Source organism: Streptomyces sp. PCS3-D2 (assembly GCF_000612545.2).
Lineage (GTDB): Bacteria > Actinomycetota > Actinomycetes > Streptomycetales > Streptomycetaceae > Streptomyces.
Genome location: NZ_CP097800.1, coordinates 6,746,306 through 6,769,950, shown reverse-complemented (window position 1 = coordinate 6,769,950; position 23,645 = coordinate 6,746,306). Strand labels below are relative to the sequence as shown.

Genomic DNA, 23,645 nt, shown 5'->3' with positions numbered 1-23,645 from the left:
CGGGGCTGGGACAGCCCCAAGGCCGCCCGCAGCGCAGTGAGGGACTGCCCCATGCGGGAAGTCCTGCCCACTCGACGGCGTCAGCGAGGAAACCCTGGTGCAGGTCACCCGCCGCACTCCCGGCTTCCACGCCTGGCAGGATCCGCACTGGCTTGTCCGCTGCAACGACGCGGCCGCCTTCATCGGCGAGGTCGGATACACCGGGCTGGCAGCTCACCCCGAGGCACTTGACCAGCTCCGACTCGACCTCCGAATGGGCGGCTGTCACGACGCATCCCAGCTCGAGACCTTCCTGACCCACCTCGGCCAGGGGGCAAGCTCCATGCTCTTCCGCTGCACCATCTGCGGCACTCACCTCGCCTACGCCGACGCTTCATAGCCACGGCCCAGCTCAGCACAAGCCCTTACCTTCAAAGGAACCGCACCCAAGAAAGCTTTGGAGCGAACTTCGCCGCGTCGCACGGCCTGTGGCGTGTCGGCGGCGCGGCACCGGTCGAGGCCCTGCCAGCCGCTCTATCCCGCCTGCGCTGCGAAGCTCCACACCATTGCCGCGGCGATGGCCGTGTACCCGATGAGGCCGGCCAGGGCGGCCGTGCGGTGCCATTGCTCTGCCCGGGCGGGGCTGCCGCCGTGCACCGTCCAGCGCCAGGAGACGACGGTGGCGACGACCGCCAGGAGGACGAAGCCGAGGGTGAGGAGGTGGAGCCAGTCGATGAGGGTGAGGCCCACAGTGCTGGTGATCACTGTGTTGACCTGCTGCATGTTCAACATGACCACGAACAGCCCGCCGCCGAGCATGGCCAGCCGGCTTTGGAGCGTGTCCAGCCGTTCTCCCATGCCCAGTTCCTCTGCGTGCGCCGGCAGGAGGAAGGTGGCGGTGACCACGAGCACCATCAGGTACAGCGGGCCTGTGAGTTTCCAGAAGATCGTGGGGTCGTTCCGCGCCACGTCGACTTGTACGCGGATCCTGCTGTAGGTGCTGGTGGTGCCCCGCGGCAGGGTGGTGTCTCCGAAGTTGGTGGAGAAGACATGCTGGGCGGGGGTGAGTCGGAAGCCGGTGATGCGCCATCCGGCCGGGCGGATGTTCTTGTTGTAGGACGAGTTGGCGTTGTCCGGCACCATTCGCAGGGCGCGGCTTTGCGCCGCGGCGGTGACCAGTACCTCGATCCGCTGCCGGTCGAAGGGAAAGGCGCGGACGTCCCAGTCCTGCCGGAAGGTTCCCTGGAGCAGTATCAGGTCGCGGAACCTGCCTGCTTCGGAGGTCAGGACGGGAGTGTCCCTCTCCGGATCGTTGGCGTTGGTGAAGGCCGCCGTGGGCAGCGGATCGAGCTTGCGGTCCGGGCAGACGGACCACAGGTACACCCGTGCGGAGAAGGAATGCTTCGCGGGATCCAGGTCGTACAGATCCGCAACGTACGCGCCGACATCGCAGGCGGGCACGGCCGCCGCCGGCGCCGGGGCGTGCGTGGCGGAACGCCCGCCACTGCCGGCGGGCGACCACAGCGCGCACACGAAGGCCACGGTGATGACGACGGCCACGACGGCGAATGGGGACCAGCCCCGCACCGTCCGGGCCAATCGCCCAGCCTCACGCTCCGCATCCATATGACAGGGAGCCTGACCCGGGCCGAGACCGGCGAACCGGGCCCACGCCCTGATGTACCCCTACGGGTGAGACTGCTTCGGTGTAGAGCACCCTGGCCGGAATCGGAGGCAAGGGCGACGACTGACGGCGCCGTCGGCACCGCCTTCAGCGGGACCCAGGGCTTCCGTCGGCTGTCCCGGCGTGATCTGTGGCAGCCGCCGGCCCTGCCGACTGCACCTGTGCGGCTCGTGTGCCGACGGCTGGAGGCCACTCGGCCCTCGTGTGTGGGCAGACTGCGTTGGCAGTGACGCGGCTGGGGATGCTGCCGTGCATGGGCGGTGGGGTTCGCCGGCACGGCAGCATCGAGGAGATTTCTCCTCCGGGTGCGTACTGGTCTACCGGTGCGGGCCCGTGCCGTGCCGTCGGTGCCGCCATCGTGCGATGCCCCCGGCGGCGGTTCCTCCCGCGGCCATGCACATCAGGCTTGCCGTCAGGTCCGCCCAGCCCCCGCTCGGCAGGGCCGGGGCGCATGCCCAGCGCAGCAGCCATCCTGTGAGCAGTCCGGCGGTGATCAGGGCCCAGAACGACCTCTCGTAGCCGAACCGCGGGGGTCGGGGAGGGGGTGTGTCCGTGTGGGAGTTGTTCATGGTCAGTGGCCCCGGATGAAGCCTTCTATGGCGCCCTTGGCGAACCCGCCCACCGCGCCGGCTGCTGCGCCCGGGCCGCAGCCGGCGCCGGCCGCGGTGATCGCGCCGGCGATGCAGCCCGCCGCCGCCCCGGTGACCGTGGATGTGTTCGAGTTCTTCAGGGCTGCCTTGGCGCGCTTCTTCAGGCCTTCCCAGGTCGGGTCGGCCACGACGGGGAAGGCCGTGTCGGCATCGAAGGCGACGGTCTGGACCAGGGAACCCTGCTCCAGGCGGTAGCTGGTGGCGACGGGACGGCCGTTGGCGTCCTGGGCCCAGGGAGCGGCGAACACGCCCAGCATGTCATCGCCCTTGACGACGGCGGCGCTGCCGTCGTCAAGGGCGATGACCTCGGCGTCGGTGGGGAGGTCGAGGCCGAAGCGGTACTCGGTGGGGGCTGAGGCGTCGTTGATGACGATCAGGGCACGGATCCCGCCGTCGCTGATGGGCTGGACCGCGAGACTGGTGGCGGCGGCACTGTTCGGGTAGACGACTGTGCCGTGGGGGGAAGTGACGGCGTCGCTCGCCCGGGTCGCGGGAAGCCGGATGCCGATGGTGCTGCCGTCGTCCGCCCGCGCCACCACCTTGCCCGTCGCCGTGGCGGGGACCGTGCTGGGGGCGGCCTCGGTGATGTCCTGGGTGCCGGTCACCTTCTCCACGGCGTCCGCGGTCTGTCCGGCGGTCTGCACGGGGGCCTGTCGGGTAGTGGCGAAGGCAGCCGGGGCGGAGCCCGCGAGAACCGCGGTCGAAACGATCAGGGAAGCCGCGGATATGCGGAAGGCAACGCTGTTCAAGAGGTTCTCCATGTACACGTGCTGGGGAACGGCAGCAGCCCCCGCGGGGCCGCGTCTTACCGCTCCTGGTGATCGCGGTGTCAACCGCTGCCGAGAACTCTGCGCCGCCCACGGCCGCGCGACCACCCTCCGACCGGCTGCCGCGCCCTGTCCGTCCGGCTGGTAGGCGACCGGCCCACAGGCGCGTGCGCTGGTCCGGCTGCGGGTGAACGCAGGCGGTGTACGGGACTCGACCGGATGACCTGCGACGGGCCACGACCGGATGGGACGGCCACTGCCTGGCCGGTCTGCCGCACAGTCAAGGCCGGTCCCCGAGAAGACCTCCTGCCGCTTCCTGGCCCCACAGGAGCGGCTGAGTCCGCTGCGCGCCACGCGGGCCGGGGCCATACCGAGCCTGTCGGCAGACGGGCCGCTCACCGCCGAGGGGTGTCGAGGGCGTCCGTCACCCGGTTCCGCTGGGGTCCGTCGGACGGGAAGCGGGCGTGGAGGCGGTAGCCGCCTCCGGGGGTGGGGCCGTGGGTGAGCCGGCCGCCGAGGAGCTCTGCGCGCTCACGCAACCCGGTCAGACCCTGCCGGGAGCCGGGCAGCAGCAGTGCGGGTGCGGAGGGCGCGGTATTGGTCACGGTGACCTCCACCCAGCCGCCCTCCTCGCGGATCCCGACCACGACAGCGGCCCCGGCTGCGTGTTTGCGGACGTTGGTCAGTGCTTCCTGCACGGTGCGGTGTACGGCCCGCTGCACGGCACCGTCGACACCGCCGGGGATCTCACCGGCCAGGCTCACGTCCAGGTCGTCGACCGCGAGCAGTTCGTGCAGCCGCTCCAGGGTCGGCTGCGGCGTCAGCCCGCCGACAGGGGCCTCGGAAGCCCGGAGCACGGACACCATGTGGCGCAGCTCGTCCAGGGTTGCCGCGCTCAGCCCCCGGATGACGCGCGCGGCCTGCCTGGTGTCGGGGCTGTCGGCGGTGACCTGGAGGGCACCGGCGCGGACGGCGATCAGGCTGACCTGGTGAGAGACCACGTCGTGCATCTCGCGGGCGAGGTGCGCCCGTTCGCGGGCCAGCACCGTCTCGGCATGGAGTTCCCGCTCGTGTTCCTGGGCTCGGCGCAGGTCGCGGATCCGGTCCGCGAGCTCGCGGCGCGCGACGATCAGCCGGCCCAGGAACACCGCCGCGGAGGAGAGGGCCAGGCAGCAGCCGGCCATCGAGGCCGCCGTCGCCGTGTCCCACCACAACGGTCTCGCGGCGCCGAAGAAAGCCTGGGGCATGATCGTGCAAGCAGCGAAGGCCACCGCCCCGGCGGCGAGGAGACGACGGTCACGGTTCTGCTCGGCCAGCGTGAACAAGGCACCCAGCGCCATCATGCCGCACTGCCCGTACACCACGAGTACGAGTGCGACGGCGAAGACCGCCAGCGGCAGCCGGCGCCGGGCCAGCAGCAGAAAGGCACCTGCCACCGGGGGAACCGCAGCGATGCGCGGCAGCTCCGCCAGATACCCGCAGACATCGACCAGAGCCGACAGCGTCAGCAGCCAGTCGACGGCTCTCGGAGTCAAAGCCCGCCGCACCGCCCGCCCCACTCCCATCCCGGCCCCCTTGAGATCACCGCTGCCCAAGGCCTCGGCCGCACCCGCACTCATACGCCGACCCTGTCGAGCAGCCCGGCACGCTGCGCCCACAGCGCGGCCTGGACACGGTTGTGAACGCCGAGCTTGGCCAGCAGCGCCCCCACGTGCTCCTTGACGGTTCCCAGGCTCAGGTGCAGCCGGCGCCCTATGTCGGCGTTGGACAGGCCCTCGGCGAGCAGGACAAGGACCTCCCGCTCACGGCTGCTCAGCCGCTCCAGGGTCTGCGCCGCGACGCCGAGGCCCGCCTGGTGACGCAGGTAGCCGGCCACGACGTGCGAGGCGACACGGGGCGCGAGCACGACACCGCCCGCCACCAGGCGCCGCACCAGAGCCGGCAGGACCTCGGGGTCGGTGTCCTTGACCAGGTAGCCGCGGGCGCCGGCGCGCAGTGCGGCGGCGACGTACTCGTCCGCCTCGAACGTCGTGAGCATCGCGACCACGGGCGGAGACGGCCGCGCCATCAGGGACCGCAGCACCGTCAGTCCGTCGACACCGGGCATCCGGACGTCGAGCAGGACAAGGTCTGGGGCACGATCGGCCACGGCCTGGAGGGCACCCTGGCCGTCGGTCGCCCCGACCGCCTCGATGCCGTCGGCAGCGTTCAGGATCATGCTCAGCCCCGAACGCACCAGCGCCTCGTCGTCCACCACCAGTACCCGGATCACACCAGCCCCCTCGTTCACTTCTGTCTCGGTTCGCCGCAGCACCATGCCGCGGACGTCCGGCAGCCCGGACCACCAACAAGATGCGGATTCAAACATTCCGGTTGCCTGGGTCGGGCGACTCCCGCCAGATCCGGTCCGCCGGGGCCGGACGATGCACCCCGGTCAGGCGGAGCGGACGGTACGGCGGTAGCTCGCGCAGGCCGAGGCCGCTCGCGGAACGGCTCCCATCCCAGGCGTCAGGTGGGGTGACAGCTTCGCGGCCGCCGCTTCGGCCCCCGCTCCCGCAGCCGGCGCCCGGGTGCCGGCCGACGCCCCGTGGGCACCACCCACCCGACCGATCCCCGCCCCCGCAGCGCCCGCTTCTGCTCCCGGGGCCGCAGTCGGCGCCGCGAGGGACGTGCCGGCCGAACGCCTGGGCGCGGACGGCGCCCCGTGGGCCTCGCCCGCCCGGTCCCCGCTCCGGCACCCGCCCCCGCGCCCGTGCCCGCGAGTTCGGATGCGAAGCGGGCATGGGGCCCGCTGACCGAGGGCCTGACCGTTACCCGCGACCTCGACCTCGGCAACCGGCCCCGCGCACCGAAACAGCTCAGGGTGCAACCGGCCGTCAACTCCAAGACGGTCGCGATGATCAAACAGGTGCTGCCGGAGCGCGAAGCCGGACTCCTGATCGGCCCACGCCCGTGGCCGCTGCTCGCCGCCCGCATGCAGCACCCCGGCGAACACCACGGCACACCGACACCGTCGCCCAGCACCCGAACCGCTACACCACCGGTACCTCCCGACAGGAAGCCACCGGCCCCGCCCTGGTCGGCCGCCTCGTCGACGCCACCCTCACCTCCCTGACCACCCCACCCGGTACGCCGGCCCCCGACAGCCCGGTTTGGGCGGATCTCCGCACCATGCCGGCGAGTCCGGCCATGCCGCTCGCCAACGGCTGCCCGACCCGCGGCTACCCAGTCGAGCAGGAAGGGTGCATCGTCGAAGCCATGATCGACCATCTCGGCGCAGACCCGGCAGTCAGTCGTCCTCCCCCTCAGTCAGGTGCTCCATAGGCCGCTCCAGCGTCTCCACCGAAAGGCCCGGAGACCGTTGCAGCCAGTACCGAAGCCACTCCGTATCCGTCATCATGCCTGGTCAGCCGCCCTCCGCTTTCACGGAGTTTCATCAAACTCCGTACACGCCGCTTTCGGCGGAACGAAGCAGTCAGGCATCGGCCGAGAGACCCACAAGATGGTGTTGGAGCACTACCAGTGGACCAAGAACCTGCTGGTCAGCTACTCGCCGAAGAAGCTCGGGTTCTTCTGAGCGTCTTCGGCGTCGGGGTTCTGCCGCGGCCGTGCTCACCTCAGGCGCTTCAGCGGCCGAGGGCGTCCCGCAACTGGGCGCGCCCTGTGATGCCGAGCCTCGGGAAGATCTTGTGCAGGTGGAAGCCGATGGCGCGAGGGGATAGGTAGAGCCGGGCGCCGATGTCCCGGTTCATCACTCCCTCCGGGGCGGTGGAGTCCGCCACGGTGACACCCGCTGCGCGGAGTTCGGCGGTGGCGCGCTCGATCCACGGGCGGGCGTCGAGCAGCTCGAAGACTTCCAGAGCGGCAGCGAGCAGGGGACGCGCCTCCGCGGCCCGTCGGCGGCGACGTAGCCATTCTACGAAGTCCAGCTGCGTGATGGCACGTTCGAAAGGCCAGCGCGCCCTCGGGGTCGGCGAGTGCCACAAGGAAGTGCCGCCCGGCGTCGTCGGGCGGGCTCAGCAGAGTCGTGGCGCGGTGCACGATCGCGCTCAGTCGGCTGGAGCGGGGCGATTCCAGGATGCCCTCAGCCGCTCGGAGCACAGCACGGGCGTCATCCGCCTGGCCGACGCGCACGGCGGCCGCGGTGAGGTCGGCGAGGTGGTAGGGAGGCGTGTTGGTGCACGGGGATGGGAGGGGAATCCTGGGTGAAGACGCGACGGAGGTGCTCGTACGCCGCCTGGTGGTCGCCTTCCGCGAGCGCCGCCATGCCGAGGGCCTGGCAGTGACGGACGTACAGACCTCGGGACGTGCGCAGTTCGATGCCGCGTACGGCCTCAGCGGCCCGCTCCCGCGCGCCGGTCTGGTCGCCTCGGATGGCACGCAGCGTGGCCTGGAGGATCGGTGCCCACAGCGACGTTCTCCGCGCCGGCTTCCGCGGCCAGGGAGAATGCCTCCTCGGCCGCGGCTCCAGCGGCCGTCCATGCGCCGCTGTCGAATTGGGCGAGGGCGAGTGCCTGGGTGACCGTGCAGTTGGTGCCGGCCGTGGCGGCCGGGCGGAAGTGGTCCATGGCCCGGCCGAGGAGCCGTATGGACAGGTCGGTCTCGTCAAGGATCCACGCAACGGCGCCGAGCACGATGAGTTCGCCGAGCGTGGTGGGATCCGCGGGCAGGCCTTCCCATGAGATGCCCACCACGTCGTGCAGGCGTCGCAGCGCCTTCTCCCGGTCCCTGAAGGCGGCGGCGACCGCCTCAACCCACAGCCGGTCGATCCGGTCCGCCTGCAGCGGGACCAGATCACCGGTGCGCTGGAGTTCGGTGCGGTAGAGGGGGTCGCCGGAGTTGTAGGCGGGGGTGGCCGCCGTTCCCAGCGCGTCCAGCGCCAGCCCGGGTGCAGTTTGTGGCCATGGATTCTGCCACGGGCAGCAGGAATCCGAGGGCGTCCTGATGGCGGAGTGTGACGGACAGCGACCAGCCTCCGCACAGGGATGCCTGGGCGAGGGGTTCGGGGTCGTTCGTCAGGGTGCCCACGCGGGCCGCGATCTCGCCCACCCACTGCGGGTACCCGGCGTACATGGCGGAGACGGCGGCGGCGAGTGCCAGGTGGGCCTCACGGCGGTCGGCGAAGGAGGCGGCCTGGTGGATCGCGAAGCGGATGAGCGGGTGGCGCAGCCGGACGTCACCCTTCTCGACCCGTACGAGCGCGGCCTCCTCGGCCGGCCGCCAGACTTCGGGGTCGTCCAGGCCCGTGACGGCGCGCAGCACGTCGGAGAGCCGGCCTGGTGGTGAGGGGGAGGGATTCGATCGCGCCGGGCCGCTGGAGGCCCGGTCCCTTGGCGAACGCCCGCGCGAGTTCGATGAGGGCGAGCGGGTTCCCGGCGGCCTGTTCGATGATCTGGGCCCGGACCTTGCCGCGCGGCGGGTTCGGCTGCTCGTCCAGCACGAGGCCGGCCTCCGCCCCGTCGAGGGGGCGGGTCGCCAGATGGGGGAAGTCGCGGTCGAAACGCGCTGGTACCGACTCCTCCCGTGCCGCGAGCAGCAGGGCCATCGGCTCGCCCTCCAGGCGCCTCGCGACGAACGCCAGCATGCTGGGCCTGCTCCGACGTCGTGGCGTACGTCCGCGCTCCACCGCTCGCTCGACCTGGTCGGCTGGAACGTCTGGCCCGCAGCCTCCCACGGGAAGATCACCGTGCACCGGACCGCCGTACGGGCCGGGGACAAGTCGGGGTGCGGCCCGTGCCAGGCCAAGGACGTCGCCGAAGCCGCCCGACTCCAGGGCGCCGCACCGCCGGAGCCGGAGGACGCCCCGAGCCGGGCCGGAGCCGCGGCTCGTTCCGCCGACCGACCTGACCGAGTGTCGCTGTGCGGCCGACAGCCAGGCCGCACAGCGGGACCGGCTCCGAAGCCACCGGGCCGGAGGGGCCCACCCGACGACGGCATGACGGGTGCCGGCGAGAACCACGTCACCAGCCGCGAACGGCGGTGATCAGTCCTTCGACTGTGCTCTTCCTGGGCTGGGCGGCTCGTACACTGATGAGAATGGAGGACCATACGGCCACCGGGATCGGCGCACGTCCGGCGCCCGTCTTGCGGGAGTACGTCGACTGGTATGTCGGCTTCGACCTCCGCGGGCTCCCGGCGGGGGTGCACTGCGGCCCGCCGAGCCGCGCGCTCACTACGGTGATCAGCCTGTCAGATCCTTTGGAGGTGGCGGCGGGCGTTGACGACGGGTCACCGGTCACCCGATTCGCCAGCGTGGCCGGCGGTCTGATGTGCCGGTCCGTCGCGATTCACCACGACGGACGCCAACAAGGTGTTCAGGTATCGCTGACACCGCTCGGGGCCCGAGCCATCTACGGCGTGCCCGCCGCCGAACTGGCCCACCGACTGTTCCCACTTGACGAGCTTCTCGGAGCGCTTGCCGTCGAGCTGGTCGACCGGCTCCGATCGGCGACAACATGGGCGGCGCGGTTCACCGTACTGGACGAATTGCTCCTCCGAGCCGTCGGCCGTGGCGCCTGCGGCGACCAGGTGCGCTGGACGCGCCCCGAGGTAGCCGAGGCATGGCGCCTCCTCGTCGCCGCGCGGGGTTGCGTCCAGGTCGGTGCGGTCGCCGCGGAACTCGGCTGGAGCCGTCGGTACCTCACCGAGCGGTTTCGCGGCGAGGTGGGCCTGTCGCCGAAGACCTTCGCCCGAGTCTTGCGCTTCGACCACGCGCACGAACTGGCGACGGCGCAGGACCCGCTCCCCTGGGGCGCTGTGGCAACCGTCTCCGGCTACGCCGACCAGGCCCATCTCATACGGGAATGGCGCGAGTTCACGGGCCGATCGCCGACGGCCTGGCGTCGCGGCGAAGTCCTCCTCGGAGCCGGGTAGCCGCCAACCGTCTGCCCGTCGCGTCGGCTTCTCTTCCCTTTTCTTCAAGACCGCCCGATCGCCGGCGTGGACGATCGTCGGCATGAGACTCGTCAACCACGAACGCAATGCCATGGACCTGCGGACCACCCCCGTGCACCTCGGACTGGGATCGAGAGCGAAACCCGTCGAGGGCTTCACCTGGGACCCGGAGGTGCTCCAGGCTTACAGCACCGCGGTCGCGGCAGACGGCGCCGAGGGCAGGATGGTGATGATCTTCGATGGCGACGGGCTCGGCGACCACTGGGAGAGCCACCCTGCAGGCGACGAACTGGTCGTCTGCCTCAGCGGATCAGTGACGGTCACCCGCGACGTGGACGGGGTGCCCGACCGCGTTCTACTCGGGCCGGGCGAGGCCACCATCAACCCGGCCGGGGTATGGCACGTGGTCGACATGGAGGGGCCGACGTCCATCCTGTCCATCACCGCGGGCCTCGGCACCGACCACCGCCCTCGGACCGACACCCGCCCGACCGAACACGTTGCGCCCAGCCCGGAGGAAGCGCCGTGACGACACGCATCGCATGCCTCGGCGACAGCCTCACCCGCGCGCAGTTCAGCGTCGACTACCTAAATCTTCTCCGACGACGCCACCCTCCCGGTGACGTGCACCCTGCCCGTTTCGGCGTCAACGGCGACTTCGCCTACAACCTCTTGCAGCGCCTGGACACTGTCGTCACGAACCCACCCGATGCGATCACTGTGTTGATCGGGACCAACGACGCCCGAGCGAGCCTCGCCGGCTACCCCGTCGAGCAGGCCATGAAGCGCAAACAGCTCCCCTGTCGCCCGTCGGCCGGCTGGTTCCAACAGTGCCTGGGAGCCGTCGTCGCGCGGCTGAGAGCGGAGACCGACGCGACGATCGGTCTGCTGTCGCTACCGGTACTCGGCCAACAACTCGACGGAGCAGCGGCACAGGCATCACGGGCGTACAGCCGGATGATCGCCGAGGTCGCCGCCACCAACGAGGTGACCTACCTCCCGCTCCACGAACGTCAGATCGAGGAACTGCGCCAAGCGGACCCGCCGCCGATCCCGTACCGGGAGGTGACGCCCGCAGCGGTCGTCGGCGTCCTCGTCCAGCACGCGGTGCTGCGCCGCAGCCTCGACACGATCTCGCGGCGGCGAGGTCTCGTGCTCACGACCGACCACATCCACCAGAACAGCCGCGGCGCCACCCATATCGCCGAGGTCATCGACGCCGGTCTGCTGACCCAGAGCGTGTAGCTGGTTCCGGCGCCCGGCCCGTCGGATGCCATCCACCGGGGAGGTGGCATCCGATCCAGGCGGTCAACGCCTGCGCCATCCGCCTCGTCCAGCTGCGTGACCCCGCGAGGGCACCTGGGTCACGGCCTCGTGACGGCTGCTGTCGCCGACCGCGACCCCATTCCGCGAGCCGGTGGCTCTGTCGATGCGAGGAGCAGCGTTTCTCGGGCGGTTCGGGAGGCACTGCCCGTGCTGGATGCCGATGGCTTCAGGCAGCAACTCGGTGCCGATCGGTAAGACACCGTGTGCTGCTCGTCCGAAGCCAGGGCTCCGGCACTCACGGGAGATCGCCGCACTCCTCTGCTACGTCACCCTCGTTGCCGCCCACCGATAAATCGCGCGCTGGACCGAGAAAGGAATACTCAAGGGAGCCCGCACAGAACGCTACCCAGCAATCATGCAGGAAGCGGCACCCCTTGCCTGAACTGCGGAAAAGCAATTCACGCGGCCTTGGGTAAGCCTCAGTTTGGTCCTCAGTCGATCACTTGCACTCCATCCGGTTTAAGGAACGGCATCATCGCCCAACCCGAAGGCCAACCTCGTTCTCGCCGGTCTCCAACTTCAGTCTCAAGCAGTCGAGGGATGCGCCACTTCCACCACTGGCCATCCTCCGCATCCCGGTCGGGCCACTGGATCGTTGCCGCACGGAATCGCTCGTCGAGTTCATGCAGCACTGGTTGCTGGATGAATTGGATGCGTGGGGGCAACAGGGGCCAGACACGCCAGCGCACTCCGACACCAGATGTCGTTGTCGAGCTCTGGCGCGCACCACGAATAGCCCTCTTCCAGCTCTGTCACAACATCGCTCCACTGCGCGAGCAGTGAGTTGAGCGTGCATGGCTGTCCGCCGGCCCAGTGGCCAGCACCAGCAGATACCGCGGCGTACACAGCGTCATGCTCTTCCTGGGACAGGGACACCCTGTCGCTGTGCGGGGGCGTTCGATCCATCCGTCGACTATCCCAGGGACGCCGATGTGGTGGCGGTTCTGCGGGAGCGTCGCGGGCAGGAGCGTGGTGGCGTCCTGGTCGGTGCCCGGAGCGGTACCTGATGGGATCATGCTGGCCACCTCCTGGGATCTGGCGGGACCGCCTTCCGGGCCAGGCGGCGAAGGGCGGCTCCCGCGGTAATCGGAGGTCCTGCTGCAGAAGATCATCTAGGGTGATGGCCGTCACGCAGCATTCGGGATCTGAAGGGCAACTTCGTGAGCGCACAGGGTGGTTCGTATCCGTCGCCGGCCTCGGGGGCCGGGGAGCTGGAGTCTCTGCTGATCGGATCGGCGGAGCTGTCCGGCGCCGGCCTGGAGGGCTTCGCCGAGTTGGCGGCACCCTCGTCGGACGAGGACCCGCCGCCGATGACGGGAGCGACGCCGGAACTCACGGCCCTGCTGAACAAGGCGTTCGGCGACAAGGCGGCGAGGGAGGTCAGAACCTCGTTCGTGAACGCCGACTCCTCGCTCGTCGTCGACGTGGGCGTCTCGGAGCGCACCCGGAGTGCCGCTGCGGCCTGGTTCGCGGACATGCGGCAGGTGTACGCCCAGTGCCACGAGTGGACGATGAGCATCGGCGACCAGGAACTGCCCGTCCAGGTGACGGATCCCGCCGGAGACCCGCGGAAGCCGCTCAAGGTGGAGGACGGCTTGGGTGACGAGGCGTTGATGCGCACCATGCTCGCCGGCCCGGTCGGGCAGCGGGGTCGGATCACCACGCTCCTCGTCCGCGACGGAGCCCGGGCGCTGGAACTCACCTTCCGCAGCCTGGCCGGCGACCCCGAAGGGCCCGAGGATCCCCAGATCGCCCTTGCCGTATCGAGGCTTCTCGAGCTCGCTCCGGCGAAGTTCCTGGGGCTTCGCTAGAGGCTGCGCCTCGGCCGCTGCCGCCCTGGCGCGGGCCAGAGCGGCAGCGGGCGGCGAGGTTTCGCTCGGCATCGGGCGGTTCACCTGTTCACCGGTGCGCTCCGGCGGTGCCCGGATCCGCAGGCGGTGCTCGGGACCGGATCCCGATCGTGTCGGTCAGCCCTGGCCTGTCCTTGCCCCCGATGACCATGGTCGCTTCCGTTCCCGGACCTCCCGGCGTTCTCGTGCCCGAAGCAGCGAGTGCTGCTGCCTCCGCGGCACGGTCCCCGAGTCGTCCCCGGTGCCGGCGGGCTATCGGAGCACGACGGTGACGCCGCACCGTTCGAGGAGCTGGACGGTCTCCTCGAAGTACGAGAGCTGCCCTTCCGGGTCCTCCACGACATCTGCCAGCGCGTCGCGTGCGACGTCCGACTCGTGCCAGGTCAGGGTGAAGGGAGGGGCTACACCGAAGCCGCCGGACAAGCAGTCCTTGAAGGCGTTCCACTCTCTGCCGAAGTAGCGGCCGGGTCCGAGCAGTGCCTCGGCGATCGCGCAGTGCAGCCCTGGGACGTCGGTGACGAACCGGCCGTCGAGGTGGTACGCGCCTCCGGTCCGGTCCGGTCCGGACGCGCGTCCCCGCCAGGCGCGGGTGGTCAGCTCCAGCCAGGCAGTCCTGCCCTGCGCGTCGTACGGTGCCCATCCGTTGGGCGCTGCGGGCGGGCCCTGGTACCACTCCGTCCAGATGCCGCGAGCCGCCGGCGAGGGGCGGTCGGTGCCCCCGTCCGTGAGCGTGATGTCCTCCAGCCCGTACCCGAGCACGGACGGGCGCGCTTCGGAGACGGCCAGGTCCACGGAGCACGAGGCCATCACCGCACCATGGCGGTCCAGCACCAGGAGATCGGCCCAGGCGCCTGCCCATCGGCGGGGCCGCTGAGTCCCCACGAGCAGGGGTTCCGTGGCCTCGCAGCCGATCAGCTCCAGCGGGACGGGGTCAGGGTCCGCCCGTGGCGCGAAAAGGCCGTCCACCGAGGAGCACCGCCCCGCACGCGCGGCGGCGACCGTCGTTCCCGCGAGGAGCTCGAAGCGCGGGGTGGCCGGCACGTCGAAGAAGCTCTCCTCGTTTCTGACGCCGGCACCGATCACGACGTCGTACCGCGCCGGATCACCGGGATGCGGCTGATGCGCCACCACGACCGCGTCGACGAGAGTCCACCACTGGACCGGCTCCTCCTCGTCCCAGACCTCGACACACATGTCGCCCAGCCCTCGGAACGACACACCGGGTTCGGCCAGGATTTCGCTCAGGGGGCCTTCGGGGCTGCATCCGCGCAGGGTGAGGGTCTCCCGCGGCGGCGGGACCGGGTCGACGAACAGCCCTTCGACACCCGCACACCGTCCCCAGAGCCGCTCCACGCCCTCCTCGTCCTCCTGGACCAGGAGGTACTTCACCGGGAAGCCCCGGTCCCACCGAGCGTGATCTATGACCTGCACCCAACCCCTCGAACGCGTGCGCTACTCTCGCACTTTACGACATAGGCTTCCTGGATCGGCTAGGGCAGGGTGCCACCCGTGTTGCGGATCATCTGCTGGAGCACCTTCAGTGTGGTGACGTAGTCGGCGTCGTCGATGCCCTGGTGGATGCGGGCCCGGATGGCCGGGCTGTGTCGCTGGAGCCCGATGCGAGCTGTCTCGCCCGTCTCGGTGATCCACAGTCGCCCCCTGGTGTCGAGGGTGAGCCAACCGCGCTGAAGCAGGACGTCCGCCTCTGCCCCCAGGTCGTCCTCGGGCCTGATGTAGGAGCTCATGGCCTGCTGGAGTTCGGGGAGGGTCATGCCGCGGCCGTCAGGTGAGATGTCGTTCTTCGACAGGTTCCGCAGCAGCCAGAACTGGGGCTGAGTGAAGCCTCGTTCGGCCTGCTCGGATCGCGTGAACGAAAGAGTGGCCTCGTAGGCCAATCCGGTCCAGTACGCGGCCGGCTGAGCGGCAAGCTCGGCGTCGGACGTGTGCTGAGTCGTCATGTGTGTCGCCCCCTGGAAGTATTCGCTGATGAAAGCACCGTAGGACCTCAAGCGGACTTGAGGTCAAGGATGGCGTCCTACCTGCCGTGTCGGCCGCGTCATGACAGCCCGGGCATCCTCGCGCCGGGTCCCGCGATCGTCGTGGTGAGCGGGCGCTCAGCCCGGCTGAAGCGGCGTCCGCGGGCGGCGGGGCTCCTGGCACGATCCGAGCGCCACCGCGTCGCCGGGGCGCCAGGCCCGCTCGGGGTGACGCAGCGGCCGGGACCGCTCGTGAGAACCCGCTTCTCGCCATACAGGTCTGCGCTGGCGGCCGTCGGGGCGGGCGGATACCGGACCGGGTGGGTCCACCAGAACGACACCGTCAGGTGGGTATCGGCGCTCCAGGTAAGGGCCGTGGGTGTCCGCCCTCGGTATGCCGCCAGTTCCGGGAACACGGACTCCACTGCCAGCGGCCTGGCCGGCGTCGTCCTGGTCATCCATGGAACGGACGCGGCCGGAACCACGTCACGCGAACGGGTTACCGCGCACCCTTCCGCCCGGACACCATGTCCGGTCAAGCCATCGTGCGGGCCGAGCACAACCACGGTCCTGGCACAAGGACCTCATAGTGCTTTGTCAGGTGGTCTTGTCGTGGTGGGTGGGTGGTAGTTCGCTGGCTGTTCAAGGGCTGGGGTGCGGGGTCGGTTGGAGGAGTTCGCGGCGGCTGTTCGCGCCCTTGGTGCCTCGGGCCCTATGTGGACCACGAAGCGGACGCGGCTCCACCCCCGGGCGGTTCAACGCCCGAGCGTGACCGGGGTGAGGACGGAAGGCAGTGTGCGCACAGCTGCCGCCACTAGCTCGGGCGCCGTGGTGTACTCGGTGCCGTCCCCGCTCGCCACGGTCATGTCGACCGTGTACCGGTCGACATCATGGGTGACCAGCAGCGGTCCCACAACGCAGAGGCGCGGGCGCGTCGTGGTCGAGAAGCGCAGCGCCCAGTGGCTGGTGAACGGGTAGAGCCTCCGCAGCGCCGGTTCGGCGTGGGCCGCCTCGACCAGGGCTCGATACGCGGGCCTCCACGGGCACTCCAGCTCTCTCGCCTCGGTGCGCAGGTGCTGCCACTCGCTTTCGACCAGGCGTGTGGGGTCGAGAAGCCACCTTTTCGGGAGTACGACGAAGCCCGCAGTGCCGTCGCTGCGTTTGACCACCGTCAACGCGATCCGCAGGACACTTCGGGCGACGTCGACGAGCTTTCCGGTGTAGCCGCCGTCCGCCCACACCCGGGCCACCCGCCAGTGCCGCCCGCTCAGCCGAGCCAGCAGCGTCTGTCCGGCCTCGCGGTCGGTCACCGACGCCGCTGCGACTATCACCGCCAGCAGCAGACCGAGCGTGTCCACGACGATGTGCCGCTTGCGGCCGTTCACCTTCTTGCCGCCGTCGAAGCCCCGCGCCGCGGCCGGCACCGAGCTGGCACCCTTCACCGACTGCGCGTCGATGACGCCCGCGGTCGGCTCCCGATCCCGGCCCGCTGCCTCGCGAACCCGGTCCGGCAGGGCCAACGCCGCACCGATACCGACCCGCAGTCCCTTGTCCCGCCACCTGCGCCAGAACGCGTAGACCCGGTCCCAGCCGGGGAAGTCGGCCGGCATGGCCCGCCACTTGATCCCGTTGTCGACGAGGCAGCGCACGGCGTCGATCATCCAATGCCACGACGTTAAGCGTTCAACGGTGATGTCAAGGGTGGGCGAGATGTGGGATGGGCCTCTGCTATCCAGGGGATCGACCAAGATCTTCCTGAGGAAGCAGAGGCTCAGTGGCCCAGTCTGTCACGGGCGGCGACGTGTTCGCGCCCGGTCACATCGGTGAGTTAAGCCAGGTCATCCCACCCGAGTTGGTGGATGCAGTGCTGGACGAGACCGGGGCGCGCGAGCGACGACTGCGCAGCCTCCCCTCGCGCGTTGGGGTGTACTTCGTGCTCGCACTCGCGCTGTTTGAGCATCTGGGCACCGGTCTGGTGTGGGGCAAACTCGCGGCCAGACTGGCCGTCCGGGTGCCGCAGCCCTCAGAGAAGGCGCTTCGCGATCTGCGTCGGCGAGTCGGGGTGGCCCCGCTCAAGCGACTGTTCGACGTGCTGGCCGGACCGCTGGGCCAGCCGTCCACGCCCGGAGTGCGCTACCGACGCTGGCGCACGGTCGCCTTCGACGGCTGCGGGAGCCTGAACGTTCCCGACCACGAGCGCAACCGGTCCTGGCTCGGCCGCACCGAACGGCGCCACGGGCCGGCGGGCTTCCCCCGGCTGATGCTCTTGACCCTGTGCGAAACCGGCACCCGCGGCCTGATAGCCGCGGTCTTCGGCCCCGCCTCCAAGGGCGAGACCGACTACGCCCACGACCTGGTCGGCCACCTGACCTCGGACATGCTCCTCCTCGCCGATCGCGCCTTCGACAGCAACGAACTGCTCACAGACATCGCAGCTCAGGGAGCGCAGTTCCTGATTCGCGCCACCAGCACCCGACGACCGCCCGTGCTGGCGCTGCTGCCCGACGGCTCCTACCTGACCCGGATCGGGGGCCTGTCGCTGCGGGTGATCGAGGCCGAGATCCGGGCCCGCACTGCCGACGGAGGCGACTTCGGCGGCACCTACCGCCTGCTGACCACGCTCCACGACCACCGCACCGATCCAGCTGACCACCTGGTGCGTCTCTACCACGAGCGCTGGGAGATCGAGATCACCTACCTGGCGTTGCGTCATACCCTGCTCAAGGGCCGAGTTCTACGGTCGAAGGACCCAGTGGGCCTCAACCAGGAGATGTGGGGACTGCTCACTCTCTACCAGGCCCTGCGCTCGGTCATGGTGACCGCGGTGGAGACGGTGCCCGGCTGCGATCCCGACCGGGCCAGCTTCACCGTCGCCCTGGAGGCCGCCCGTGACACTGTCGTCAGCCTGGTCGGGACGGCCGCGGCCTGTGGGCCGAGCAACCACTCCGACCTGGTCGGACACATCGGCGCCCGCGTCCTGCACGCGTTGCTTCCCGGGCGCCGACTGCGACTGTCCGCCCGCATCGTCAAGTGCGGAACCTCCCGCTACAACATCTGGAACCGCGACGGGCGTCCACGCGACAGCACCCCGATCACCGCCATCGAGATCACCGTGCACCCACCAGCCCTGCCCAGCGCGCAGGACCCGAGCCGGACCCTCTCCGGCCGCTGGGGCCAGCTCTGCCAGCTCATGGCCGCGAACTCCAACCAGGCCATGCACACCCGGGACATCGCGCGACATCTTGGACTCCCCGCCTCTGGGCGCCCCCTCAGCAGCCTCACCGCGCAACTCTGCTACTGGGCCCGCAACGGCCGGCTCATCCGCACCGCGCCGAACACCTACAGGCTCACCCTCCCCGACGCCTTGACGCCACCACGGAATCCTTAACTTCGTGGCATTGGTCGATCATCTGCCGGTGGCAGTAGCCCTCCGGCTGCCCGCCCCTGCCTTCCAGCCATCCCGGCACGGGCAGTGAAGCGCGGATCTCGGCCCACTCGGCGTCGGTCATGTCGGAGGGATAGGTCCGCACCCGTTCCGGACCGTCGGCCGCGTTCCCGTACAGGTGCGCGAGGCAATCACACGCCCGGGACGGCGAGTTGGACTCGTGGGACGTAGGCGCGTACAACTGCGGCAATGGGGTCTCCCTGCAGTTCGGATGCCTTCGCACCCACGAGCTGTGCAGGAGGCCCCGCCTTCATGCCCGGGCCGCTGGAAGACCATCCGACCGAGTCACAGCATGCGGCCGATGACCGATATCGGGTGGCTTCTTTGAACGCAGCCGGGGAAGCTGAACGCATGCCTGCCGACTCCTCCTCCAGCACAGGGCAAGCGCGGGACCGGGAAGCCGTTGAGCACGTCCTCGGCCGCCCCCTGGGCCGAGTGTGGCCAGCTGCCGCGCTGGCGCCCGGCTGCCGGGTCATAGTGATCCGCGATCCGCTGGAGAGGTGGGCCCCGTGGCAGAGGGAGTTCCTCGGCACGATCGACGACATGGCCGCCCCGGAGCCCGTCCGACACCCGAGCGCGAGGCGCGGAGAGTTGGCCTACTGGGTCAGCTTCGACCAGCCGCAGCATGACAGCAACGGCGACGGTCCCTACCGCAAGGCCCAGATCTGGGCCCGATTCCTGCGACCCATGCCGACCTCGTAGAGCCACCGCGAGTCGAACCCATGCTCAGCATGATCGGTCCGACAACGGCTTCTCAGAGGACCTGATGGGTCTGCTGGGCGGCCTGCGGAGGGTCTGTCCGCCGTCGCGCTGGATCGGTATGGCCCGGTGGGTTGGCCCCAGCGCTTGGTGTGTGGTGCTACTGAGAGGGGTCGGCGAATCGCCGGAGGAAGGTGAGTGCGGTGTCGGCGACCTCTCGCCAGCCGTGATCGATGGTGAGGGAGTGACCGCGGTCGGGCATTTCGGTGATCTCGGTGACGGCATGGGTGTTGCGGGCCTGTTTCTTGTTGTGGACGATCACGTAATTCCCCAGGGGTTGTGGTCACGTAATTCCCCAACCCCTGGGGTGGTGCCTTGATCAGTTGGCTGAGGGCTTATCGGGCTTGTCGGCGGGGTTCCTTGGGCGCTTGTTCGGGCGGTAGCTGGGGCCGTTCATGATGACTTGGTGGCTGGTGTTGATCAGGCGGTCGAGCAGGGACTCGGCGACGACGGGGTTGGGGAAGAGGGGATACCAGTCGCTGGGTGCCCGGTTGCTGGTGATGATCAGGGAGCGTCCCTGCCGCTCGGAGACGAGTTCGTAGAGGTCGTCGGCCTGGGCCGCAGTCAGTTGGCGCATGGCGAAGTCGTCGAGGATCAGGACGTCGGGGCGGATGAGCTCGCGCATGCGCTTGTCCCAGGTGCGGTCCGCGTGGCCGCCGGCCAGCTCGGCCAGGATCCGGCTGGTCTTGGCGAACCGGACGTTCGCGCCCTGCCGGACGGAGAGATGGCCGAGGGCCTGGGCGACGTGTGTTTTGCCGACGCCGACGGGCCCGAACAAGATCACCGACTCTCCGGCGTGGAGCCAGCGCAGTGCGGCCAGGTCCCGGATCTGGGCCGCGGGCAGCTTGGAGGAGGCGGTGAAGTCGAACTCCTCCAGGGTCACCTGCTGCTCGAACTTCGCGCGTTGGAGCCGTCGTTGGAAGGCCACGGTCTCGCGGCGGGTGATCTCGTCCTGGCAGAGGACCTGAAGGAAGTCCAGGTGTCCGAGCTCGCCGCCGTGGGCCTGGGCCAGCCGGGCGTCCAGGGTCTCAAGCATCCCCGACAGCCGAAGCGTCTTGAGCGACTCGCGCAGGGCGGTGTCCAGCACGCTCATCGGGCGGCCTCCTCGGCATCGCCGGCGTCATCGTGACCGGGGTCGTCGTGGAGTTCGTCAGAGATCTGGGAGGGGATGCTCGCGGCGAACAGGCCCTCGGGGCCGTGGAGGAAGGCCGCGGCCCCGGCGTCGCCGGTCTCCGGCTCGGGGTCGGTCTCGGTCCCGGCGATCAGGATGCCCTTGATGGTGCGGTAGGATGGGTCGCCGACCGTGATCGCCTTGGTGCAGGCGGCCTCCAGGCGCTGGTCGCCGTACTTCTTCCGCAGGCCGAGGATCCCCTGGGCCGCGCGGAGCCGGTAGAGCGCGTTGACCTCCAGCAGCAGGTCGATCACCTCGCGGCAGGCGTCGCCGACCTCAGACGCCTGGCTGCGGCACCACATCGGCGTCTTCATCTGAAACGCGATCTTCTCCGGCGGGTAGTCGCCCGAATCGGTGCGTTTTCCCTGGTCAAGGGCGGCGTGGGTCTTGACGAGGTCGCCGTCGTGGAAGACCTGGACCATGGTCGTGGTCGAGCGGACATCGACCTTGCGGCCGATCAGCTTCCAGGGCACCGAGTAGAGGGTGCGGCCGACCTTGATGTGGATGTCCGGGCCCACGGTCGCGGTCGACCAGCGGGCCAGCACGAACGGCTTGTCCGGCAGCGGCAGCAGGGCCGCCGACTCGACCGCCTCGAACACCGCCAGCGGCGATGCCCCTCCCAGCGGCCGGCACTGCCTGCGGCCTGCGGTCCCGCTCGCCCAGGTCACGGCCTCGGCCTGCATCTGCTCGACCGAGGTGAACTGCCGCCCGCTCCAGAACGAGTCACGGACATAGGGCATCGGCCGCTCAACCCGCGGTTTGTCCTTCGGCTTCGCCGCGCGGGCCGGGTCGACCAGCGTGCTGTAGTAGGTCGCGAGCTCGGCATACGACTTGTTGATCTTCGGGTCGTAGAGGTCCGGCCGGTCCACGGCCGTGCGCAGGTTGTCGGGCACCAGCCGGCGCGGGACACCCCCGAAGAAGCGAAACGCTTCGACGTGGGCCTGGGTCCAGGCGTGCTGGTCCATGTGGACGACCGGTCGCACGAACATGTGCCGTGAGCTGGGCAGCACCATCACGAATGCCCAGATCCGGTGCCGCTTCCCGGTGGCCGGGTTGATCCACTGGCCGAGGAAGCCGTAGTCGATCTGGGCCTCTGAGCCCGGCTCCACGTCGTCCCGCAGCACCGTCACCCGAGACCGGGCCGACTCATCGGGCAGGTTCTCGGTCACCCACCGGCGGAACGTCGAAAGCGACACCGTCAACTTCCCCTCGTCCCGCAGGCGCTGGTGGATCGTGGTGACTGTGGTGGTCTCCAGCAGGCCCTTGACGTACTCGCGGTGCGGTTCGATCTCCGCCCATGTCACCTGGTTCAACCGGCGGCTCGCCAGGTCCGGGAACCAGACCTTCAGCAGCTTGGCCCAGTCCGCCTCGCTCATCGGCGGCCCACCCGGGGCGAGCCCGGCCTCCTCCGCCGGCGCCAGATACTTCCTGACCGTCTTTCGGTCCACCCCCAACGAGGCCGCGAGCTGGTTCTTCGACCGGCCCGCATACCAGTGGACGTAGATCTCGACGACATCGACCACCTTGAACGTTCTCCTTGCCATCCGGAATGTCCGCCGACCTCTCGGCCTTCGGTCGAGGGACGGTGACGACTCCACGACGGTCAGGACCCTCAACCCGGCACGGACATGCCCAAGGGGATCCTGAACGATTCGGGGCGCAAGCCTCATCAGCTTTCAAACCACTCATTGAGGGAACGTCCCCGCCGCGAAACCGGGCTGACCAGGACAGATAGCTGTGGCATGCTCGCCCGCGTGATTCATGCCCCAGATGGCGGATGGTCCTTCGCGACCGCACGGGAGGCAGCCAGCTTCGGTGCCGGCGAGCTGACAAGCGTTCCCGGCGTCGAACATGCGATGGCCGAGAGCGGGACGCTCTGCGGCATTCCGGAGCACCAGGTCACCCGCTATATGCATCTCTTTGAACCAGCAGAACCGCAGGCGTGTCCGGAATGCCGCCAGCGGGCCGAAGCGGCTCCGACAAAGCCGTGTGCTCAAGAGCGACTTCACGACAGGCTCCAGGCCGCCGACCCGGGACAGGGCCGCGACGACCTACTCGCCGCCTTGCGCAGAGGGGTGAAAGTGGGCCTATGGCTCCGCGGTCCCGCCGCAACCCTGGCCAGACACTACGCAGACCTCGACTCGCTGACCGAGGGGGCCGAGCCCGCCATCGAGGCCTTCAACACCACCACGAACCTCGGCCTGGCACGCGTCGAAGACGGCGCCTGGCGCTTCATTGCTGTGCTACCCGAGGACGACGGCCGCCCGCTCGTCGCGCGTGGGCCCCGCACTCTCAGCTGACAACGCTCAAGGCCCGCGAGGTCGGCGCCCCCTTGGGGAAACGTGACCGCATGGGTGGGGAATTACCTGACGCGAAACCAGTCACCGCTGGGGAAAACGCTGACCGTCGACACTTGTAGGAGGCGTTGGCGATGGCCCAGGGGACGGTGTGGTCCTTCTCCCCGGAAATGATCAAAAGGGGGCCGCGGTCGGCGTTGGTGGTGTCGACGGCCGCCTCGGTCCACGGGTTGAGGTTGGCGGCGGCGGCCTGGAAGAGGGGCTCGCCGGGGGCAGGGACGGCGTACGTGGCGTACAGCTCGCGGGCCTCTTCCTCGGGCACGGCGTTGGCGAAGGCGTAGCGAAACTGCTCGTAGGTGAGCGGTACGGCGCGGTGGTAGTTGGCGGGGTTGCCCAGGACGGCGCTCGCCGCGCGCAACGAGGACAGCGGCAGGGGCAGCACGCCGCGGAAGGGGGCGGGGTCGATGGCGACGGATGCCCGGGACAGGCCTCGTCCGGCGGCGATCTGGGTGATCAGGCCGCCGAAGGAGTGGCCGATGACGACGGGCGTGCGGTCGAGTTTGCCGATCAGGTCGCAGAAGTGGTCGGCGACCTGACCGACGCTCTTGCCTGCGAACACCTCGGGGTGGGCGTGGGCCTCGTCGACCGTTTCGGGGTCGTCGGGCCAGCCCGGCAGCACGGGTGCGAAGCCGGCCTCCTCGAACACGGTGGCCCACCGCTGCCAGCTGGTGGGCAGCAGCCAGAGACCGTGGACGAAAACGGCCGGGATCCGGCCGGTGGCGTTGGCGGCCTCGATCTGGGCGAGGTCGCGGGCGTAGGAGGGGCTGGAGGAGGGTGGGTTCACGAC

General features: G+C 69.8%; 23 protein-coding genes and 1 pseudogene. 8 read left to right on the top strand and 16 right to left on the bottom strand.

Going from position 1 to position 23,645, the window contains the following annotated elements; all coding sequences use genetic code 11:
- Positions 1–82 precede the first annotated feature (82 nt).
- Positions 83–379 (top strand): annotated as a pseudogene (locus AW27_RS30350) (CbrC family protein); the annotation flags it as partial.
- Between the two features lie 134 nt (positions 380–513).
- Here the strand turns inward: AW27_RS30350 and AW27_RS30345 are convergent.
- The 9 genes from AW27_RS30345 to AW27_RS30305 form a co-directional block, all read right to left on the bottom strand.
- Entirely contained in the window at positions 514–1,578 is a 1,065-nt protein-coding gene (locus tag AW27_RS30345; RefSeq protein ID WP_037921635.1) for a ligand-gated ion channel, read from the bottom strand.
- A gap of 402 nt (positions 1,579–1,980) precedes the next feature.
- A complete protein-coding gene (locus AW27_RS30340; RefSeq protein ID WP_037921633.1) occupies positions 1,981–2,232 on the bottom strand; it encodes a hypothetical protein in 252 nt (83 codons plus the stop codon).
- A gap of 2 nt (positions 2,233–2,234) precedes the next feature.
- Positions 2,235–3,062, bottom strand: coding sequence for a hypothetical protein (locus AW27_RS30335; RefSeq protein WP_052030537.1), 828 nt, complete (start codon positions 3,060–3,062; stop codon positions 2,235–2,237).
- A 413-nt stretch (positions 3,063–3,475) separates the two neighbouring features.
- Entirely contained in the window at positions 3,476–4,615 is a 1,140-nt protein-coding gene (locus AW27_RS30330; RefSeq protein WP_106967587.1) for a sensor histidine kinase, read from the bottom strand.
- 80 nt (positions 4,616–4,695) lie between these two features.
- A complete protein-coding gene (locus AW27_RS30325) occupies positions 4,696–5,352 on the bottom strand; it encodes a response regulator (protein WP_037921628.1) in 657 nt (218 codons plus the stop codon).
- 1,354 nt (positions 5,353–6,706) lie between these two features.
- Positions 6,707–7,066, bottom strand: coding sequence for a LuxR C-terminal-related transcriptional regulator (locus tag AW27_RS30320; protein WP_052030534.1), 360 nt, complete (start codon positions 7,064–7,066; stop codon positions 6,707–6,709).
- Positions 7,067–7,414: 348 nt separating this feature from the next.
- Positions 7,415–7,774, bottom strand: a complete 360-nt coding sequence (locus tag AW27_RS30315) for a hypothetical protein (RefSeq protein WP_052030532.1) — start codon at positions 7,772–7,774, stop codon at positions 7,415–7,417.
- A gap of 100 nt (positions 7,775–7,874) precedes the next feature.
- Entirely contained in the window at positions 7,875–8,342 is a 468-nt protein-coding gene (locus AW27_RS30310) for a hypothetical protein (protein WP_052030530.1), read from the bottom strand.
- Positions 8,257–8,664 carry a hypothetical protein gene (locus AW27_RS30305; protein ID WP_172671328.1) on the bottom strand — a complete coding sequence of 136 codons (408 nt, stop codon included), beginning with the start codon at positions 8,662–8,664 and terminating at the stop codon, positions 8,257–8,259. Before AW27_RS30305 ends, AW27_RS30310 begins: the two co-directional genes overlap by 86 nt.
- A 452-nt stretch (positions 8,665–9,116) precedes the next feature.
- Here AW27_RS30305 and AW27_RS30300 point away from each other — a divergent pair, with 452 nt between their 5' ends.
- From AW27_RS30300 to AW27_RS30285, 4 genes are all read left to right on the top strand, one after another.
- Positions 9,117–9,953, top strand: coding sequence for an AraC family transcriptional regulator (locus AW27_RS30300; protein ID WP_037921625.1), 837 nt, complete (start codon positions 9,117–9,119; stop codon positions 9,951–9,953).
- Between the two features lie 82 nt (positions 9,954–10,035).
- A complete protein-coding gene (locus tag AW27_RS30295) occupies positions 10,036–10,503 on the top strand; it encodes a cupin domain-containing protein (protein WP_037921623.1) in 468 nt (155 codons plus the stop codon).
- Positions 10,500–11,219, top strand: coding sequence for an SGNH/GDSL hydrolase family protein (locus AW27_RS30290; RefSeq protein ID WP_037921621.1), 720 nt, complete (start codon positions 10,500–10,502; stop codon positions 11,217–11,219). Before AW27_RS30295 ends, AW27_RS30290 begins: the two co-directional genes overlap by 4 nt.
- A gap of 1,241 nt (positions 11,220–12,460) precedes the next feature.
- Positions 12,461–13,111, top strand: a complete 651-nt coding sequence (locus AW27_RS30285; protein WP_037921618.1) for a hypothetical protein — start codon at positions 12,461–12,463, stop codon at positions 13,109–13,111.
- Positions 13,112–13,402: 291 nt separating this feature from the next.
- Here the strand turns inward: AW27_RS30285 and AW27_RS30280 are convergent, their stop codons facing one another.
- The 3 genes from AW27_RS30280 to AW27_RS30270 all read right to left on the bottom strand — a co-directional run bounded on the left by AW27_RS30280 (position 13,403) and on the right by AW27_RS30270 (position 16,787).
- Positions 13,403–14,539, bottom strand: a complete 1,137-nt coding sequence (locus AW27_RS30280) for a barstar family protein (RefSeq protein WP_037921616.1) — start codon at positions 14,537–14,539, stop codon at positions 13,403–13,405.
- Positions 14,540–14,640: 101 nt separating this feature from the next.
- Positions 14,641–15,108 carry a hypothetical protein gene (locus tag AW27_RS30275; RefSeq protein ID WP_037922719.1) on the bottom strand — a complete coding sequence of 156 codons (468 nt, stop codon included), beginning with the start codon at positions 15,106–15,108 and terminating at the stop codon, positions 14,641–14,643.
- 773 nt (positions 15,109–15,881) lie between these two features.
- Complete coding sequence (locus AW27_RS30270; protein WP_304949933.1) at positions 15,882–16,787, bottom strand: DUF6193 family natural product biosynthesis protein; 906 nt, start codon at positions 16,785–16,787, stop codon at positions 15,882–15,884.
- Between the two features lie 113 nt (positions 16,788–16,900).
- Between AW27_RS30270 and AW27_RS30265 the strand changes: the two genes are divergently transcribed.
- Complete coding sequence (locus AW27_RS30265) at positions 16,901–18,514, top strand: IS4 family transposase (protein WP_304949932.1); 1,614 nt, start codon at positions 16,901–16,903, stop codon at positions 18,512–18,514.
- Positions 18,515–18,922: 408 nt separating this feature from the next.
- On the top strand, positions 18,923–19,273 hold the full coding sequence (locus AW27_RS30260) for a ferrous iron transport protein A (RefSeq protein ID WP_304949931.1): 351 nt from the start codon (positions 18,923–18,925) through the stop codon (positions 19,271–19,273).
- 157 nt (positions 19,274–19,430) lie between these two features.
- Here AW27_RS30260 and AW27_RS30255 read toward each other — a convergent pair whose 3' ends face one another.
- From AW27_RS30255 to istA, 3 genes are read right to left on the bottom strand one after another with little or no spacing between them, the layout of a single operon-like run.
- On the bottom strand, positions 19,431–19,592 hold the full coding sequence (locus AW27_RS30255) for a hypothetical protein (RefSeq protein ID WP_370466631.1): 162 nt from the start codon (positions 19,590–19,592) through the stop codon (positions 19,431–19,433).
- Positions 19,593–19,649: 57 nt separating this feature from the next.
- Positions 19,650–20,423, bottom strand: coding sequence for an IS21-like element helper ATPase IstB (gene istB, locus AW27_RS30250; protein WP_037931107.1), 774 nt, complete (start codon positions 20,421–20,423; stop codon positions 19,650–19,652).
- Positions 20,420–22,024, bottom strand: a complete 1,605-nt coding sequence (gene istA / locus AW27_RS30245) for an IS21 family transposase (RefSeq protein ID WP_037931105.1) — start codon at positions 22,022–22,024, stop codon at positions 20,420–20,422. Before istA ends, istB begins: the two co-directional genes overlap by 4 nt.
- Before the next feature lie 105 nt (positions 22,025–22,129).
- Here istA and AW27_RS30240 point away from each other — a divergent pair, with 105 nt between their 5' ends.
- Positions 22,130–22,801 carry a hypothetical protein gene (locus tag AW27_RS30240; RefSeq protein WP_157840356.1) on the top strand — a complete coding sequence of 224 codons (672 nt, stop codon included), beginning with the start codon at positions 22,130–22,132 and terminating at the stop codon, positions 22,799–22,801.
- On the opposite strand, the gene AW27_RS30235 is transcribed toward AW27_RS30240, so the two are convergent.
- Positions 22,794–23,642, bottom strand: coding sequence for an alpha/beta fold hydrolase (locus tag AW27_RS30235; protein WP_304949930.1), 849 nt, complete (start codon positions 23,640–23,642; stop codon positions 22,794–22,796). The genes AW27_RS30240 and AW27_RS30235 overlap by 8 nt on opposite strands.
- Positions 23,643–23,645 lie beyond the last annotated feature (3 nt).